Consider the following 18,004-nt stretch of genomic DNA (forward strand, 5'->3'; position numbering starts at 1 on the left):
GATGATTGCGCTTAAGCCATTGTCCGAAATCCATGTCCCGACGCCGATGCCGGACGAGGCGTATGAAATCGGTCTGTTCGACAGGTCTTTCAGGTTCGTGGGATTGAAAGCGCTTTTGGGCGCTGCGGATTTCGACAAGGCTGGCGATCGACTTGCCGCGCTCGCCGCACAAAACGACGTCGAGAGAGAAGCGGCGCGAAAAATTCTTTCAAATCTTAAATTAAGGCATCTCTACGATCGTCCATTGACCGACGGCCAGGGGCGGGTCGATCAGGTCATGCGGGTAAATTACGATATCGATCTCGACGTCTTCGCCGAATTCGCCGATCTGACTGTCGGGGAAGCCAAGGATTTCATCCTGCGAAACAAGGCACCGGCAATAAAGCGCTTGGGGACCGCATTGACCGGGGTGATGGCCGCTGCGATCGCAAAGCTCATGGATGTCCACGAACTGGTCTATTCGGCGAAGAAGCTGAAACGCTCCGCGACCGCGCGAACGACGGTCGGACTTCCCGGAACCTTGTCCTCCCGTCTGCAGCCCAATCACCCGACCGACGATCTGTCCGCCGTCACCCTCCTCGTTTATACGGGTCTGAGTCTGGGCGCCGGAGACGCTCTCATCGGTCTCAATCCCGCAATAGACACGGTCGACAACGCCGCCGCAATTCTGAACCATCTCGACAAGCTTCGCCGACAAACCGGCGCGCCGACGCAGATTTGCGTTCTGGCCCACATAAAGACGCAGCTCGCCTGCCTGGAAAGGGGCGATCCGGTCGAAATCATGTTCCAGAGTCTTGCAGGAACGGATCGGACGCTGATCGAGGAGTTCGATTGCACGGTCGATCTTCTCGATCGCGCATATCGCGTCATGCTGGAGCGCCGACCGATTGGCGATGACGCGAAGCAGTTCATGTATTTCGAGACCGGACAGGGGAGCGAAGTCAGTTACGGAAAGCACAATGGCGCGGACATGACGACGACCGAAGCGCTCTGCTATGGTCTTGCGCGCCGCTACGATCCGTTCATGGTCAATAATGTGACCGGTTTTATCGGGCCGGAAACGCACCGTACAAATGTCGAAATGATACTGTCCAATCTGCAGGATCATTTCATCGGCAAGCTCCTCGGAATTCCGATGGGGATGGCGCCCTGCTACACCCTTCATTCCGAGGTCACAATGGAAGGGCAGCAGATCGCCGCCCAGCTTCTTTCGGCCGCCGGCGCCAATTATTTCATGGATGTCTATCTTGGCGTCGATCGGATGCTCGCCTATTTCGACACCTCGTCGCACGACGATCAGACGATGCGGGAGACATATGGCCTCGAACCGGCGCCGGAATTTGCGGCATGGGCCATGGAGCTCGGAATTTTTCAACGGGACGCCGAAGGCGCGCTTGAACGTGGACCGAACTGGGGCAATCCCCGCATATTTTGCGATTCCGACATGGAATTGCAGAGACTGCGAGAAAATCTACCGGCGGCGTATGGCTGGGAGAATGCAGGGCCACGGCCAGCGAACGCGGTTTCGCGCGACATCAAGGCAAACATCGCGGCCGCCCGCGAAGCAATTTACACCGATATATCGGCGGAGAAACTTGGGTCTTTCGACTTCCGCCGAATTTCGACAAAGGCCGGTTCGAAGGCCGATCATCTGAATAACCCGGACCTCGGCGCGCGACTCGACGGGCAACTGCGCGCAAGGCTTCAGCCCGAAGAGTTTGATGTTCAGATCGTCATTTCAGATGGACTGAGCGCCGAGGCGATTCATCACAACATTGCCGAGTTGTTGCCGGTCCTGATGGATGGACTAGCTCAGCAGCAGATTACCGTCGGAACGCCTATCCTCGCGCCCTATGGTCGCGTAAAACTTGCCGAGGAGATCGGCAATAGCCTGAAGTCGAAGCTGGTAATTATTCTGATCGGGGAGAGGCCCGGCGGCGACGCCATGGCCGCGCGCAGCATGTCCGCCTATCTCGCTTATCGACTCGAAGACGACGAAGTTCGCAATGTGGCGCGCGCCTCGAGCGGGCATGGCGACATCCGCTACGAATATACGGTCATCTCCAATATCTATCGTCAGGGTTTGCCCCCTGTTGAAGCTGGCGGCCTGATCGCCGAACGCGCCGGGCAGATATTGCATCATCGCGCGGCCGGCAACCGTTTGGAGCGTGTGCTGGGGGAAGCAGTCGGGACGTAAATTTGTCGCATTTCCCATCAATCGAGGGGGTCGAACAGCCATGAAATGGCTATATGCGCTTTGCGCCCCGCGGATTCGTTACAGGCGCCGCTCAGCGAAGACTTGGTCGGTCCTCATTCTTGCGTCGTTGATCGCTGGCGCCGTTATCTTCCCTGACATCGGTCGCGCACGGGAAATCGTCGGGTTTTCGCCGTCAGCGTCGGCAGGCGCGATTATCATAAAGGTCAGGGAGCGCGCGCTGTTTTTTGTTGTCGGCGACGGCGTTGCGATCCGTTATCGTATCGCCGTCCCGAAGCGGGGAAAGGAATGGGCGGGCGCAGCTCATGTCAGCGGAAAATATATCAATCCTGACTGGAGTCCGCCGCCTTGCGTCAAGGCCGACCATCCTGAATTGCCGGATATCATCCCCGGAGGCGCGCCGGGAAATCCGATGGGCGCACGCGCCATCACGCTTGATCGACTTCATATCGCCATTCACGGGACGAGCAGAAAAATGCGCCGGTCGATCGGAACGGCCGCGTCCTATCGCTGCATTCGCATGTTGAACGAGGATGTCATCGACCTCTTTGATCGGGTCAGAATAGGCGCGCCTGTTTTGATGATTCCCTGATCGCGAAAGGATTTCATGTCTGCAAGGAACGCTGGAAGTCGAATGATGCTAAAAACGGTCCCTGTCCGACACATCGTCTTCTCGGAGATTAAAATCCGAATCTCGCCTTGCTAGCTCCTTTTGACAGCAAGGCCAGCGCTGGCCTGACAGGTCGGCATCATTTCAATTCGGTTGATGTTGACGTGTGGTGGAAGCGAGACGATCCATGACGCCGTCTCCGCGATATCGTTGGCCGTCAATGGCTGCGTGCCTTCATAAACGGCCGCCGCCTTCGCCTCGTCGCCTCCGAAGCGCACCTTGCTGAATTCCGAGCCGCTGACGAGACCCGGCTCGATGTCTGTCACGCGGATATTCCGGCCCACGAGATCTGCGCGCAAATTGAGGGAGAATTGTCGTACGAAAGCTTTGGTCGCGCCATAGACATGCGCGCCGGGATATGGATATTCGCCTGCCGTCGATCCTATATTGAGAATGATCCCGTCATTGCGCGCGACCATCCCGGGCAGGATCGCGCGCGTCATATGGACAAGGCCGGAGATATTGGTGGCGATCATCGTATCCCAGTCCTGTGGCGAGGCCTCCCATGCCGGAGATAGCCCCAGCGCAAGCCCCGCATTATTCACGAGCACGTCGATGTCGCGCCAGCCTTCCGGGAGCGCCGCCAGAAAATCGGTGATGGCTGATAAGTCCGTCACATCCAGCTTTGCGATAAATAAATTCCCGCCTATGTCCGACGCCAGTTCCGCAAGTCGCTCGGCGCGTCGTCCAGTGGCGATGACGCGATGCCCGTCTTTGACGAAGCGGCGAGCGAATGCGGCTCCAAATCCGGAGGTGGCGCCTGTAACGAGGATTGTCTTCATGACGATTCCATATCTGATCTTCGCGATTCCGTCAGCTGCCTTGTCGTCGCGGCGCAAATTGCGCGGGCAACGCCATTGAGGAATTGGTCGTGCGCAACGATTGCGGTCGTCGCCATTGACGCGCCTCGAGATGCGTCAGCGCTATTCATATCTCTCGGTACTGCCGCACGGCGATCGACAGAGAACGGGCGACGGCGCTTTCGTGCGGTTCATTTTCCGTCGCCAGAAATTCGACGGTCACGACTTGCTCAGGTAAATGCCGCGCGAGCGCCCGCGCCGTCCCGGCATGATCAGCGTCGCCTGCGCCCAAGGGAGCAAGATCCGGCTCACTCGCATGGACATGTCCGATGATGGACGCAAAATCGCTCACTACGGCCGCAGGATCCTCTCGGTTGACGGCGATCGTTCCGGTGTCGAGTTGAAGCCTTATCGTTCGCTCGTTCACCGCGAGGACCATGCGTGCAGCCTCCACCGTCGTTGTAAGAAAATTCGATCCATACCTTGAAGGAATGGGCTCCAGACATATGAATACGCCCCAGGATTGCGCGATCATAGCCAGACGACGGAAAAAGCTGACAGCCATATCGAAAGCCGCTTGATCTCCGAGATGCGCGCGATTTCGATTTCGTATGGAACCAAACACGAGTCGCGTCGCGCCGAGGCCCGCAGCAATGCGGCTCACGGCCGATAAACGCTCCAGTGTCGCCCGTTGGCTTTCCGGAGCGCCGAAAATGTTCAGATTCGTTGCGCCGAAAAGCAAGGCCTGCGCGCCAATGATTTCGACGCCATGATCACGCCAGAAATTGCGCAGACGCGAGATGTCGGCGTCAGAGGCTCTGCCGGGATCGGAAAAATATTTGCCCGGCGCGATGTCGATCGCGTCGATACCGAAGCGCGCCAGCAGCGGGGCTATGAGATCGTCTTCGTCGGCGTCCCAGGCAAGATTTGAAATCGCGACGCGCATGGGTATGTCACAACGTTGAAAGCGGCCTCATGCAGGTTTCCATAGGTCAGCGATGGATTCAATATCGATGGCCGTCGGCGGTATTACGGGGATCGCCTTCTCGAACTTGCGGTCGCCGTCGTCGTGGCTTGCCGTGACCTTGGACTCGAGGCCGTGGTCATGGCCGCAGGATATGTCACGGACACGGCCGCTTCCGTATGGACGACGGGGGCGGAGATCGAACAGATAGCCGAATAATTTCTGCCTTGGGCGGCAGAGGTTCAAAAAGGTTCCCTGGATCTGGTTTTTTCGACCGCCGCCGGATTCGATCGTCCGCCGCTCTGGCAAGGAGCGCGACGAGGCAATATTCTTTATGAACCTTATCCCGCTTCGAGGAAAATCCATGTCCCTTGCGCCCAACCCTCTCCTTGCCGCCTGGAGCGCCCCTTTTGGGCTTCCGCCTTTCGGCATGATACGCGGCGAGCATTTCAGAGCCGCGTTCGACGCCGCGCTTTCCGAGCATCGTGAGGAGATTGCGCGTATCGCCGATGATCCGGCGCCCCCCGGTTTCGATAACACGATCGCTGCCCTCGAACGATCAGGCCGGTTGCTGAACGACGTCAGCGCCGTCTTCTGGAACCTGACCGCCACTGACACAAATCCGGAGCTTCAGGAAATCGAACGCGAGGTCTCGGGCGCGCTTTCCCGGCACGCGAGCGAAATTTCCATGAATGCGGCGCTTTTTCGCCGGATCGACGCCCTCCATGCGCAGCGCCAGAGCCTCGCGCTGACGCCGGAGCAGGCGCGCGTGCTGGAGCTTGTCCACAAGAACTTCGTGCGCGCCGGCGCGAAACTGGGGGAAGCAGAAAAAGAACGGCTGGCTGCGATAATGGAGCGGCTCGCGGTTCTTTCGACCCAGTTCTCGCAAAATGTCCTCGCCGATGAGTCGAGCTATTTGCTGTTGCTGGACGAGACCGATCTCGAAGGCCTGTCGCCAGATTTTCGTTCGGCGGCCGCGCGCCTCGCGGCGGATCGCGGCGCGGCTGGCAGATATGCGGTGACACTCGCCCGCTCGAGCGCGGAACCGTTTCTGCAAAGCTCCGCGCGCCGCGATTTGCGTGAAGCTGTCTTCCGCGCCTGGGCGAGCCGCGGCGAAAGCGGCGGCCCTACGGATAATCGCAAGACCATCGCGGAAATTCTCGAACTGCGCGACCGCCGCGCCAGGCTCCTTGGCTATGAGAGCTTTGCCGACTACAAGCTCGACGACACTATGGCCCGGACGCCCGCCGCCGTGCGCGAGCTGCTGGACCGCGTGTGGGAGCCGGCTTTGGCGCGCGCGCGGGAGGAACGCGCTGATCTTCAGGCGATCGTCGACGAAGACGGCGCCAATTTCGCGATCGCGGCGCAGGACTGGCGATATTACGCCGAGCGACAAAGGAAGAATTTATACGATCTCGATCAGACGGCGCTGCGTCCCTATTTTCAACTGGAGAAGATGATCGCGGCGGCTTTCAGCGTGGCGGGGAGGCTTTTCGGGGTTCAGTTCAGGGAGCTGCAAGGTCTGGAGCTCTATCATCCAGAAGTGCGCGCCTTCGAGGTTTTGGATGGAGAGGGCGAGCATGTCGCGTTGTTCCTCGCCGACTATTTCGCGCGGCCATCGAAACGTAGCGGCGCCTGGATGTCGGAATTTCGGTCACAGCATAAGCTTGACGGCAATGTTCGACCGATCGTCGTCAATGTCATGAACTTCACGAAAGGGGCGGAAGGCGAACCGACCCTGTTGAGTCTAGACGACGCGCGCACATTGTTTCACGAATTTGGTCATGCACTGCATGGCATGCTTTCGGATGTGACTTATCCGCTTCTTTCGGGAACGAACGTCGCGCGCGATTTTGTGGAGCTGCCGTCGCAACTTTTCGAGCGCTGGCTGCTGGAGCCCGCCGTGCTTCGCGAATTCGCGCTGCATGCGGAAACCGGCGAACCCATGCCGGACGACCTGCTCGAACGCATCGTCAGATCGCGTCACTTCAACCAGGGTTTCGCAACGGTGGAGTTTTGCGCCTCGGCATACGTCGACCTCGATCTGCATGAGCGCGATACACGAAGCGAACTGGATGTTGGCGCTTTTGAAAAACAGTGTTTGGAAAAGATTTCCATGCCCGAGGAAATCGTGATGCGCCACCGCACGCCGCATTTCAGTCACATCTTCTCGGGCGACGGCTACTCCGCGGGCTACTATAGCTATTTGTGGGCCGAAGTCCTCGACGCCGACGCCTTCGAGGCCTTCAAGGAGGCGGGCGACCCGTTCGCGCCGGAGGTTGCAAGGAAGCTTCGTGATTTCATTTATGCGGCCGGGAGCAGGCAGGATGCGGCGCAGGCCTATCTGGCCTTTCGGGGCCGGATGCCGACCGTCGAACCGCTGCTGCGCCAACGCGGCTTCGCCGACTGAATTCGTCACATGGCGTCAAAGCATGAGTCTCGCCTTGTCTGGTTCCGATGATGGCGCAGATTTCCGCCTGTCCCGGAAATCTGCGCCATCAGGCCTCTGACGCCGAGCGGCGGCCTTCCGTCAGCGGCAGAGACGCGAGGATCTCGTAACCGGTTGCGCTGGGCGGCGGCGAGCGGAAGATCTCGATTGAATCGACCCGCTGCGTGAAGGAAAGCTCCCGATCGATCGGATGTCGCCGTGCGATCGCTCTTCCGTCGCCGCGCAGGCGGGCGAGCGTGACGTGCGGCCGGAATGGCCGCTCGTCGCTTGCGCCGCACGTGTTAAGGAGCTCGGCGCGCAATAGCTCGACTTCGTTCGATACAACACATTCCGCCCATAGCAGACGGGGCCGCTCGGGCCGGGGGCCATAACAGAGGCGCCGAAATGTCAGCGTGAATGGCTCAAAGCGATCTATTGTCGCCCGGATCTTTTCGGCTATCTGCGAGAGTGACGTCTCATTCCATGGCGGCACGAGCGTAAGGTGAATATCGGCGATCCGCACGAGCCGAACGGCGGCATGCTCGAGTTCTCGCGCCAGACCGGCGAGGTCGCCAGCGATCCCTGGCGCGACCTTTACGCCCACGAATATGCGCATTTGATGGGCAGTCGCGGCATTCTCGCCCGTTTTCGCGATGTCGGTTTCGTTCAGCGGCGTCACCATCCGGGGGCCGATCAGATTACAGCTGCGACAAAGACAGCCAGCGGGCGGACGTCGCCCGCATTCCAGTTGGCGAAGACGCCCGGCGCGCCCTTGTCTCGGCCGGGGTAGATCGGCTCGTGCCGGCGTACCGCGTCAGTAAGTCTTATAAACCCTATGACCGTCGATTGTCTCCGCCGTTCCCAGGGCCCTGCCGTCCGCGTCGGTGAAATACATTGTGCCGCCGATGGTCGTAACGCTTCCCAGTTGCCGGCCGGTCGCCGTGGTGTATTCGGTGGTGCCGCCGCCGTAGCTCGAGGCGCCTGACTGTTTCGTGGACGGATTGGGGTCCGCCTGCTGCGCCTCAACCGCGGGACTGCAGGCGAAGAAAGCGACGAAAAAAGCCACCCATTTCATTTTGCTCGTCTCCATCGCATCGGGTTTTGTCGTGCTCGCGCGATCGAGTTGCAATAACCGGTCCATGCGCTGTGGTTATTTAAAATCAGATATTTGTGCGGGGAGGAAACAAGCCGGAAACGCTGAGGCGCCACAAAAACAGGCATTCAGATGCTGTAGCCGTCGCTGGCAGAGCGGAGTGGGCTGACGCCTCATACGCCCGGGGCCGGGGGAAAAGCGACGCCGCGTCCGGGCCTCCCGGCGCGAGGGAGACCCTGACAATGCGGCGTCGATCCCGACGTTCTCTTTCTCGGCTAGCCCTGTCCTTACGCGGCCAGGGCTAGCTTCGTTCGAATCCTCGAAAGCCGAGTGTCCCCTACAGGTCAGAGTCTGGGGCCCAGAGAAGCTCTGCCTGACGCATTTCCAACAGCAACAGGTGGGACGGTCTTACCGAGGCAGTTGCTCAACACGGAGGCTGCACCGTTTGTCAAAGTAACTCGTACATTGTCGATGGACAGCATTGTGTCGTCGAGATTTGGAGCTTGAGTGAGATTCTGAGGCCCGCTGACAGGTTTGGGCGATCGGCGGACAGGGCCATTCACGCGGTCAACTTCTCCCTTGCGCCCGCCCGGAACGGCGATTCGAGCGCAAGCACGAGTTTGACGAGATCGGCCTGACGCGTCGCGCCGGTCTTCTGGAAAATGCTTTTCAGATAGCCTTTGACCGTGCCCTCGCTGAGGCCCAGCGCCTTTGCGGTCGCCGGAACGCCGCCGATCTCGGCGATCGCCAGAAGCACGCTGCGCTCGCGCGCGGTCAGGCCGTAGAGATCGGAGACCACGCCGCCGCCGTGGACCGCTCCGAGAGCAAGGCTACGCACGAAGAGTGCCGCGCCACCGTCATGCAAGCGCAAGACATGAATCACGCAGCACCGCTCGTCGCCGCTCCTGAGCATGATTGCAAGGCTTTCGGGGCTCGTCTTGCCGTCGCCGCTCGCGCCGAGCGCCGCCTCGAGCGCTTCCTTTGCGCGAGAGTCGACGATCGTCATCACGCCGTTTTTCGCGTTGAGCGCCGGATGATTTTCGAGCATCTCTTCCGCGCTGCGATTGCGATAGAGGATTCGCATCCCGGCGTCGACGACGAGGACTGGAGCGGCAAGCTCGCCGAACAAATCCAGAAGTTCGTCGCCGAGCGAAGCGCTCGCCGGCCCCTCCTCACTTGCGCGAGCCAGATGCGGAAGGAGGGCGTTCAGGCGAGTTTTGGAAATCTCGTCCGCCGCGCCACTCGCCTCGTCGCGAAAAGCGACGAACAGGCAGGCGCCGTTCTTTGAGCGATGCAGCACCGCGCCGAGAAAATCCAGGAGCCCATGCGGCGCCATCCATCGATGAAAGGCGGCGCTACGCTGAAAACGCGCGCTCGACACGAGGTCGGAAGACGAAAAGGCGCGACCGACGCCGATGTCGGCGAAGGCGCGCGCGCGCAAGGGATCGAGCTTCCGATAATGCCGCAGAAATTCAGTGATCCACCCTTTCGCGGCGTGCGGCGAATATTTCAGCTCCAGAAGCGCCGAAGCGCTGTCTTCGAAGATCAGCGCGGCGAAAGAGGCGTTCAGATATTGCGCGATTTCGTTCAATGCGCCCGGCCAAAGGCTCGGATCCGCGCGCGCGTCATCGATGGTTTTGACGATCGCGGCGCACGCCGCGTTGTCCTGCGCCTGTGTCATGAGATTCTCGCCGCATCGTCGCGCCGCGTTTTCGGGCAATCGGACCGGCGTGGCCACGCTCCATGCACGAAAACGCGCGCCTTCCTCCATAGCCTCCAGATGACAAGAAAAACATCGCCTGTCTCTGCCTTGACAGGATAATCGAACCGTGGCGCCGCTGCAACATCGTGGAGAAATATCGAGATAAGCCGCTCGGCCCCTCCCGATCGGGAGGGGCCGCCGAACGCATTGCACAGCTACACTCATTGTGCATTTGAGGATTCGTCAGCCACGCTGCGAATTTTGCAGGAAATCGTCGAGAAGGTTCTCCAGGATCATGCGGCGCGGAGAAGCAACAGCTCGCAAGCGGTGGAGGGCAGGGCCCGGTCGAGTGACGTTCAGCGCGCTCTTCATGGCTTTTTCGCTATTCGCGCATCTTGCGCTCACGACTGTGCGCGCGCCTGTCGTCGCAGGCGAATGGTTCTGCATCGAATCCCGAACCGACGCGCAAACCGCCGATCGCCCCGAGGCGAATCCCGGTCACGCGGACGCGGCTTTCGACCATTGCAGCGATTGCGCCATTGCGACGTCGCCGACGCTGCCCGGCAAAGAGCCGTTCCACTACGCGCCTCTTTTCGAAGGCCGTCTCGTCTTTTTCCAGCCCAACTGGATCGATCCGTTCAAACCGCGCGGCGCCGGTGAAAAGCGCTCGCGCGCGCCGCCTGTCGCCTCCTGACGCTCTGGCCAAGAAAGTCCCTCGTCACCCAGTCGCTTCGCCGCCACCGTTCCGGCGGATCAGGAGAGCTTTACCCATGTCCCGTTACGCCCTCATGCGCGGCGCCAGCGCCGCCGCCCTTACCCTCGCCTGTATCGCAACAGCGCAGGCCCAAACCCCTCTCCCGAACATCACGATCGGCGCGGCGGCGCGATCCGCCGGGCGGTCCGGGCCGTCGACAGCGGCCCCCGCCCAGGTCGCGGCGCCAACGCCGGCGCCGGCGCCCGAACCCGAGCAGAAGCCGACGCCTGATGAAAAGGTCGTCACGCAGCGGGAGATCCAGCCGGAGAAGCCGCGCTTCACCGACACGGCGAGAGTCATCGCCGAGCAGCCCGGCGTAAGCATGTATACGATGGGCGGCGTATCGGGCCTTCCCGCGATCCGCGGACAGGCCGATGAGCGCATCAAGGTGATTGTCGGCGGCGTGCAGACGACGTCGGCCTGCGCCAATCACATGAACTCGCCGCTGAGCTACACCGACCCCAACACCATCGGCTCCGTCGACATCGTCTACGGCGTTTCCTCCGTCAGCAAAGGCGGCGACTCGACGGGCGGCTCGATCATCGTCTCGCCGCGCGCGCCGATGTTTGCGACCTCGGGCATTCCCGGGCCGGTCTCGCCCATCGTCACGGCCGCCGGCGCCCCGCTTCAGCCGATGCCGTTACTGCCGTGGGACGCGCCGGGCGCGCTGCGTTTCGGCCCCAACAAGGAAGTGCTGGCGACGGGGAGCCTGTCCAGCTTCTTCCGGGGCAACAACAACGGCTGGGGCGTGTCCGGCGTCCTCAACATGGCGACGGATCACTGGAGCGTCCTCTACAACGGCTCCTTCCAGCGCGCCGGCAATTATCAGGCCGGCGGCGGCGCGGGTCAGGTCTATTCGACCAATTTCCAGTCTGAAAACCACGCCGTGACCCTCGGTTATCAGAACGAGGGCCATCTGGTCACCTTGCGAGGCACGTATCAAAACATCCCCTATCAGGGCTTTCCAAACATGCGCATGGATATGACGCGCAACAAGGCCTATTCGATCGAGGCGAACTACAAGGGCGCGTTCAACTGGGGAACGCTCGACGCGCGCGTCTACTGGGCCCAAGTCTATCACAAGATGGGCTTCCTCGACGACCGGTCGACGCTGAACCATGGCATGCTCAACGACGGACGCGACTTCGGCTATTCGATCAAATCAGAGATACCGTTGACGGACAAGGATCTGCTCCGCGTCGGAAACGAGTTCCACGGTCAGCGCCTGCAGGATTACTGGCCTTCCGATTTGACCGGCTTCCCCGGTCTGATGACCCGCCCCTTCAATTTTGTCGTCATCAACGGCGGCCAGCGCAATCGCATGGGCACATATGCCGAGTGGGAGCGCGCATGGAGCCGGGAATGGTCGACGGTGCTCGGCTTCCGGAATGACACCGTCTGGATGGACACCAATAACGTCCAGCCATACGATCCCTTCTCCTTCCGCTATGGCACGCCCTTCGCGCGCGCCAACGCCTTCGCTTCGGTGCTGTTCAACGCCCAGGGCCATGCGCGGACGGACGCCAATTTCGACATGACCGCCATCGCCCGCTACAAGCCGGCGGAAGGCGCGCTTTACGAGGTCGGCTATTCGCGCAAGACGCGCTCGCCGAGCCTTTACGAGCGCTATGTCTGGCCCGTCGCCGGTCCGTTCATGGGCATGTTCAACTGGTTTGGCGACGGCAACGGATATACCGGCAGCCTAAGCCTCGCGCCCGAAGTCTCCCACAATGTTTCGGTCACCGGCACATGGAAGGACATGTCCGGCGAGAACAGGTGGGAGGCGCGCGTTTCGCCGTTCTACAGCTATGTCGAGAACTACATCGCCGGCGGACGGACGGGCGGGACGTTCAACTTCCCGACTGGCATAACGCCCGCCTATATCTTTCAGATCCTGCAGTTCAGAAACTACAACGCCCAGCTCTATGGCGTGGACGGCTACGGAAAATACAAGCTCTTCGATTCGCCGGAATATGGCCGCCTGACCGCGTCCGCCACCGTCAGCTATGTCTATGGAGAGAACCTCGACATCGGCAATCCGACCGGCTGTCTGCCGGGGTCCGGCTTCTGCTCGGTCGCCTCATTCCTCTGGAACAAGGGCGACGGTCTGTGGAACATGATGCCGTTGAACAGCACGATCACGCTGGAGCATCAGATCGGCGGACTGACGCTCGCCGCGGAGGCCAACCTGGTGAACGCCAAGAACCATGTTTCGGCCAATCAGGGCGAGTTCCGCACGCCGGGTTACGCTCTGCTCAACTTACGCAGCTCCTACGAGTGGAGTAATTTCCGGATCGACGCAGGCGTCGATAACATCACCGACGCGCTCTACTCGCTTCCGCTCGGCGGATTCGACCTGACGCAATATTACCGGGCCGCCGCACTGTATGGAAATCCCGCCGCCGGCCTGCTCTATGTGCGTCAGGTGCCCGGCATGGGCCGAAACTTCTATGCGGGACTGACGGTGAAATTCTGATCCGCGCGAGCCTCGCTTGAAAACAGGGCGGCGCTGCGTTGCGCCGTCTTTTTTTCACGAGGCGTTTCGCCTTTTCCATTCAGCGGCGCTGCGTCAGCGCTTTCGGGTCGCGACGGGTTCCGACTTTTGGCGCCATCACGTCAGCCGCCAACTTTCCTGCTGAATAAATATCGATCCATTCGGCGATCGGATTTCCCGCGCCATCGTCCTTCGCAAAGCGGGGGCGAGGAAATTGAAGTCCAGCGGGCGACTTAACCGGATTTGTGGGCCGGGCTGCATTTGACGCAGATGACGACCAGAAGCGCGCCCAGCACCAGAAGGCCTTTTGTAGCTGGGCTCCCCTCGTTGGCGCCGATGAGCCCATGCAGCAGCAAGGCCAATCCGCCCAATTTCCCTGCGAAGAGAAGTTTAGGATATGGAAGCATGTAACGGCGCCCGGACGCAGGTTCAAGACGTTAGCATGGCGCGGTTTCATGACATGCGTTTGACTAAAGCTTTTTTGATCGCCGCTAAATTAGCCATTCATTTTCTGACGCGATTTGGCTAGAAAATCCGGGTCGTAAAGGAGTAGGAAGATGCTCGACGCCCAGAAAATGTTGATTTCTGCCTGGATTTGACCCGGGGAAGGAGAATTTTCTGCTGAGAATTGACCCATGTTTTGAACCCGCCCTGGCTGTTTTCAGCGGGGGTCAACGGAGTGATAGACATGGCGTTGTTGAGCGTTATTCGCCGCTGGGCGTTGCGGGACCAGCTTTCGATCCGAGAGATTGCGCGTCGGACCGGCCTGTCGCGCAACACGATCCGCAAGTATCTGCGCGCGGGAACGGTCGAGCCGAAGTTCAAGGTTCCTGAGCGCCCGAGCAAACTGGATGCTTTCGCCGACAAATTGGCGGGATGGCTGAAGACGGAAGCCGGTAAGCCGCGCAAGCAAAAGCGCACGATCAAGCAATTGCATGCAGATCTGATGGCTTTTGGTTTCGACGGCTCCTATGGCCGCGTAGCCGCCTTTGTTCGCGACTGGAAAGCGGATCGACAAAGAGAGCAGCAAACGACTGGTCGTGGCGTCTTCGTGCCGTTGGCTTTCCAGCAGGGCGAAGCGTTCCAGTTCGACTGGAGCGAGGATTGGGCGTTCATCGGCAATGAGCGGATCAAGCTGCAAGTCGCTCACGTGAAGTTGTCATACAGCCGCGCCTTTTTCGTTCGCGCCTATCTTCTTCAAACCCACGAAATGCTGTTCGACGCGCATTATCATGCGTTTGGGGTGTTCGGCGGCGTTCCACGGCGTGGCATTTACGACAACATGCGCACCGCGGTGGATCGCGTTGGCCGCGGCAAGGAGCGCCAGGTCAACGCTCGCTTCTCGGCCATGGCCAGCCACTATCTTTTCGACGCAGAGTTCTGCAATCCGGCCTCCGGCTGGGAAAAAGGCCAGGTTGAAAAGAACGTGCAGGACATCCGCCATCGGCCCTGGCAGACGATGCCGCGCTTTCCGACGCTGAATGCATTGAATGACTGGCTGGAGCAGCGTTGCATCGAGCTTTGGCGCGAGACGCCACATGGCGGCCAACCGGGAGCGATTGCCGACGTCTGGGAATGCGAAGCGGCGAGTCTGACGCCGTTCTCTCGGCCCTTCGACGGCTTTGTCGAATATAGCAAGCGCGTATCGCCAACGTGCCTTGTTCATCTCGAGCGCAATCGCTACAGCGTGCCGGCGTCCTTCGCCAATCGACCGGTCAGCCTGCGCGTTTATCCCGAACGCATTGTCGTCGTCGCGGAAGGGCAAGTGCTTTGCGAGCATGCGCGGCTGATTGATCGTTCGCATGATCGCCAGGGGCGGACGGTCTATGATTGGCGGCATTATCTGGCGGTGATCCAGCGCAAACCCGGCGCCCTGCGCAATGGCGCGCCCTTCGTCGATCTGCCGGAAGGCTTCAAGAAGCTCCAGCAGCATCTGCTCAAACATCCCGGCGGCGACCGGGAAATGGTGGAGATTCTCGCTTTGGTTCTCCACCACGACGAGGAGGCGGTGCTGTGCGCCGTCGAGTTGGCCTTGAACGCCGGCGCGCCGACAAAGACGCACGTTTTGAACCTGCTGCATCGACTGGTCGACGGCAAATCCCCGATCACATCGACGGTGGAGCCGCCGCAGGCGCTGACTTTGACCCAGGAACCGCGCGCCGACGTCGAACGCTACGACGCGCTCCGCCGCGAAGAAGCGCCGCAGGAGGCGCGCCATGCGTCATGATCCCGCCAGCGCCGCCATCGTCATCATGTTACGCAGCCTGAAAATGTATGGAATGGCGCAGGCCGTGAGCGATCTCATGGAGCAAGGATCGCCGGCGTTCGAAGCGGCTGTCCCCATCATCTCCCAACTGCTCAAAGCCGAAACCGCCGAACGAGAGGTCAGATCGATCGCCTATCAGATCAAGGCGGCGCGCTTCCCCGCCTACAAAGATCTGACCGGATTCGACTTTGCCTCCAGCGAGGTCAATGAAGCTCTGGTGCGACAACTCCATCGCTGCGAGTTCATCACCAATGCCGACAATGTCGTGCTCGTCGGAGGCCCCGGAACCGGAAAGACGCATCTGGCGACGGCCCTCGGCGTTCAAGCCGTCGAACATCACCGCAAAAAGGTTCGCTTCTTCTCGACGGTCGAACTGGTCAATGCGCTCGAGAAGGAGAAAGCCTTAGGAAAAACCGGCCAGATCACCGAACAGCTGGTTCGCAACGATCTCGTGATCCTGGATGAACTCGGCTATTTGCCATTCAGCCCGTCCGGCGGGGCCTTGCTCTTCCACCTGCTCAGCAAGCTCTATGAGCGCGCCAGCGTGGCAATCACTACGAACCTCAGCTTCAGTGAATGGGCCGGCGTGTTCGGAGATGCAAAAATGACGACCGCATTGCTCGATCGCCTGACGCATCACTGCCATATCGTTGAGACCGGCAACGACAGCTTCCGCTTCAAGGCCAGCGCCGTCACAACAAAAGGACGAAAGGAGAGGCCCAAAAACTTTACCACCGACTGAACATCGAACCATAAATCCAGGTGGGTCACTTCTCAGTGAAAAGCCCGGGTCAAATCCAGGCGGAAATCAACAGACAGCGCCTCTTTTGCAAGATCGTGGCCCGAGAAGTGGTGTAGCTGAGGCGGAGCAAGCGGCTTGCGGTGGTCATCGACGGTTCGCCGGTGGGATCGCGTTGCGACACGCCAACGCAACCGAGGAACCGCCGATGACCGATGAGATGATGAACCTGCGCGCGCATGTGGAAAAGGCGCCCGACGCGGATATTTTGCGCAAGCTCCTTCGCCGAGGGCTGCACGGCGTAAAACTGGTCGTCTCCGACGCCCATGAGTAGTTGAAGGCGGTGGTCGCCAAGGTTTTGCAATCGACCTGGCAGCGTTGCCGCGTCCACTTCATGCGCAACGCATTCGCCCACGCCGGAAAGAGCGGCAGGCGGGTCGTTTCCGCCTTCATCGCCACCGCCTTCGCACAGGACGACGCCGAAGCGGCGAAGGGACAATGGCGCAAGGTCGCCGATCAGTTGCGGCCCAAGCTGCCGAAGCTCGCGATGCTGATGGACGACGCGGAAGCCGATGTGATCGCTTGTATGGGCTTCCCGGCCGCGCATCGCCCCAGGCTGCAAAGCACGAATCCGATCGAACGGCTGAACGGCGAGATCAAGCGCAGGACCGAGGTCGTCGGCATCTTCCCCAACGAAGACGCCGTCGTCCGGCTCGTCGGAGCGATCCTGCTGGGGCAGAACGACGAGTGGGCCATGCAGCGAAGCCGCTACTCGTTGATTTTATTGGTGAGCGCGCTGGGGCTCGAACCCAGGACCCCCTGATTAAAAGTCAGCGTAAATCGGTTGAAATCATTGACGATTTTTCCCAACTGCGTCGAAAAATGGGTAATAAGAATCAATGCCTTATGGAAAGCTTTCCCAACTGGCTTGAACGACTTGATCGTGCGTCGGGTTGCAGGGAAATGCGCTCCTCGGCGGGCATCCAGCCGCCGTCCGAACCAGGCATATGGCGACTGCGCGGAACGGCGACCGCGTCATGGACTGGGTTGCGGCCGTGAGCGATCTACGGCGTTGCGCGTTGCGAGGCTACAGTGAGGGGCGTTTTCCTGGCCGGTCCCGCCAAGCTCTGCCATGACGACCCTTATAGCGTAGCGTCCGGCGAGCATCGATCGCACTCTGCTGACCAGCACGTGTGTAGCCGCACAGGCGCGCCTGTCTCGCGTCGCTACCTTCCCTCCATCGAACGACGCAATTTCCTGGAGGGGACAATGATCAATCTTCGCAAATTCGTCGCCGGCGCAGCCCTGGCGATCATGATTGGCTCCACGATGGCCGCGACGCCCGCCGCCGCCAATGTCTCCCAGAGCCGAACCACGGCCCCGGGCGGCGCTGTCGTCGAATTCGCGACGGACGTGGAGCCCGGCGCGATCGTTATCAGCGCCAGCCAGCGCCGGCTGTTCTATGTTGTCGGCAATGGCGTCGCCATCAGCTATCCCGTCGCCGTGCCGAAGCGCGGCAAGGAATGGTCGGGCGTCACCTCGATCAGCTCCAAGCACGTCAATCCGGACTGGACGCCCCCGGCGGCGGTGAAGGCCGACCATCCGGAACTGCCCGACCTCATTCCCGGCGGCGCGCCGAACAATCCGATGGGAACGCGCGCCATGCTTCTCGATCGCGGCGAGGTCGCCATCCACGGCACGACGACCAAGATGCGCGCCTCGGTCGGAACGGCCGCCTCTTATGGCTGCATCCGCATGCGCAATGAAGACGTCGCGGATCTCTTCGACCGCGTGAGCGTCGGCGCGACGGTCATCATGCAGCCCTGAGGCGCATTTTGTCCGAGGAACCAACACGCCGACGGTCCCCTCCTGATACGGT

15 protein-coding genes and 1 pseudogene are annotated in these 18,004 nt (G+C 60.5%); 9 read left to right on the forward strand and 7 right to left on the reverse strand.

Translation table 11 applies throughout. From position 1 onward, the window contains the following. Nucleotide 1: 1 nt before the first annotated feature. Nucleotides 2–2,197 carry an ethanolamine ammonia-lyase gene (gene eutB, locus LG047_RS13150; RefSeq protein WP_227967182.1) on the forward strand — a complete coding sequence of 732 codons (2,196 nt, stop codon included), beginning with the start codon at nt 2–4 and terminating at the stop codon, nt 2,195–2,197. 40 nt (nt 2,198–2,237) lie between these two features. Beyond that, nucleotides 2,238–2,807, forward strand: a complete 570-nt coding sequence (locus LG047_RS13155; protein WP_370635052.1) for a L,D-transpeptidase — start codon at nt 2,238–2,240, stop codon at nt 2,805–2,807. A 110-nt stretch (nt 2,808–2,917) separates the two neighbouring features. Here the strand turns inward: LG047_RS13155 and LG047_RS13160 are convergent, their stop codons facing one another. The 3 genes from LG047_RS13160 to LG047_RS13170 all read right to left on the reverse strand — a co-directional run bounded on the left by LG047_RS13160 (nt 2,918) and on the right by LG047_RS13170 (nt 5,015). Then, nucleotides 2,918–3,667, reverse strand: coding sequence for an SDR family oxidoreductase (locus LG047_RS13160; RefSeq protein WP_227967184.1), 750 nt, complete (start codon nt 3,665–3,667; stop codon nt 2,918–2,920). A 145-nt stretch (nt 3,668–3,812) separates the two neighbouring features. Beyond that, entirely contained in the window at nt 3,813–4,631 is an 819-nt protein-coding gene (locus tag LG047_RS13165; protein ID WP_227967186.1) for a sugar phosphate isomerase/epimerase, read from the reverse strand. 27 nt (nt 4,632–4,658) lie between these two features. Then, a complete protein-coding gene (locus LG047_RS13170) occupies nt 4,659–5,015 on the reverse strand; it encodes a hypothetical protein (protein ID WP_227967189.1) in 357 nt (118 codons plus the stop codon). Here LG047_RS13170 and LG047_RS13175 point away from each other — a divergent pair. Then, complete coding sequence (locus tag LG047_RS13175) at nt 5,014–7,059, forward strand: M3 family metallopeptidase (RefSeq protein WP_227967191.1); 2,046 nt, start codon at nt 5,014–5,016, stop codon at nt 7,057–7,059. The two genes, LG047_RS13170 and LG047_RS13175, sit on opposite strands and share 2 nt — an antisense overlap. 88 nt (nt 7,060–7,147) lie before the next feature. Here LG047_RS13175 and thpR read toward each other — a convergent pair whose 3' ends face one another. The 3 genes from thpR to LG047_RS13190 all read right to left on the reverse strand — a co-directional run bounded on the left by thpR (nt 7,148) and on the right by LG047_RS13190 (nt 9,851). Next, the gene (gene thpR, locus LG047_RS13180; protein WP_227967193.1) at nt 7,148–7,693 is read right to left on the reverse strand and encodes an RNA 2',3'-cyclic phosphodiesterase; all 546 of its coding nucleotides are present in this window, start codon (nt 7,691–7,693) and stop codon (nt 7,148–7,150) included. Nucleotides 7,694–7,891: 198 nt separating this feature from the next. Then, nucleotides 7,892–8,152, reverse strand: coding sequence for a hypothetical protein (locus LG047_RS13185; RefSeq protein ID WP_227967195.1), 261 nt, complete (start codon nt 8,150–8,152; stop codon nt 7,892–7,894). 577 nt (nt 8,153–8,729) lie between these two features. Further along, nucleotides 8,730–9,851: a LuxR C-terminal-related transcriptional regulator gene (locus tag LG047_RS13190; RefSeq protein ID WP_227967203.1), complete on the reverse strand. Its 1,122-nt coding sequence runs from the start codon at nt 9,849–9,851 to the stop codon at nt 8,730–8,732. A 391-nt stretch (nt 9,852–10,242) separates the two neighbouring features. Between LG047_RS13190 and LG047_RS13195 the strand changes: the two genes are divergently transcribed. Next, nucleotides 10,243–10,566, forward strand: coding sequence for a hypothetical protein (locus tag LG047_RS13195; protein WP_227967205.1), 324 nt, complete (start codon nt 10,243–10,245; stop codon nt 10,564–10,566). Between the two features lie 76 nt (nt 10,567–10,642). Then, nucleotides 10,643–13,102, forward strand: a complete 2,460-nt coding sequence (locus LG047_RS13200) for a TonB-dependent receptor (protein ID WP_227967207.1) — start codon at nt 10,643–10,645, stop codon at nt 13,100–13,102. A 251-nt stretch (nt 13,103–13,353) separates the two neighbouring features. Here the strand turns inward: LG047_RS13200 and LG047_RS13205 are convergent, their stop codons facing one another. Continuing rightward, nucleotides 13,354–13,527, reverse strand: coding sequence for a hypothetical protein (locus LG047_RS13205; protein WP_227967208.1), 174 nt, complete (start codon nt 13,525–13,527; stop codon nt 13,354–13,356). 281 nt (nt 13,528–13,808) lie between these two features. On the opposite strand from LG047_RS13205, the gene istA reads away from it, so the two are divergent. The 4 genes and pseudogenes from istA (at nt 13,809) to LG047_RS13225 (ending at nt 17,952) form a co-directional block, all read left to right on the forward strand. Continuing rightward, entirely contained in the window at nt 13,809–15,347 is a 1,539-nt protein-coding gene (istA, locus tag LG047_RS13210) for an IS21 family transposase (protein ID WP_227967209.1), read from the forward strand. Further along, nucleotides 15,337–16,128 carry an IS21-like element helper ATPase IstB gene (gene istB / locus LG047_RS13215; protein WP_227967210.1) on the forward strand — a complete coding sequence of 264 codons (792 nt, stop codon included), beginning with the start codon at nt 15,337–15,339 and terminating at the stop codon, nt 16,126–16,128. The genes istA and istB overlap by 11 nt, the downstream gene beginning before the upstream one ends. 259 nt (nt 16,129–16,387) lie before the next feature. Then, nucleotides 16,388–16,948: pseudogene (locus LG047_RS13220) on the forward strand (transposase); the annotation flags it as partial. A gap of 446 nt (nt 16,949–17,394) precedes the next feature. After that, nucleotides 17,395–17,952, forward strand: a complete 558-nt coding sequence (locus LG047_RS13225) for a L,D-transpeptidase (RefSeq protein WP_227967212.1) — start codon at nt 17,395–17,397, stop codon at nt 17,950–17,952. Nucleotides 17,953–18,004 lie beyond the last annotated feature (52 nt).

It is taken from the genome of Methylocystis sp. WRRC1 (assembly GCF_020733155.1).
In the GTDB taxonomy this organism is placed as follows: domain Bacteria; phylum Pseudomonadota; class Alphaproteobacteria; order Rhizobiales; family Beijerinckiaceae; genus Methylocystis.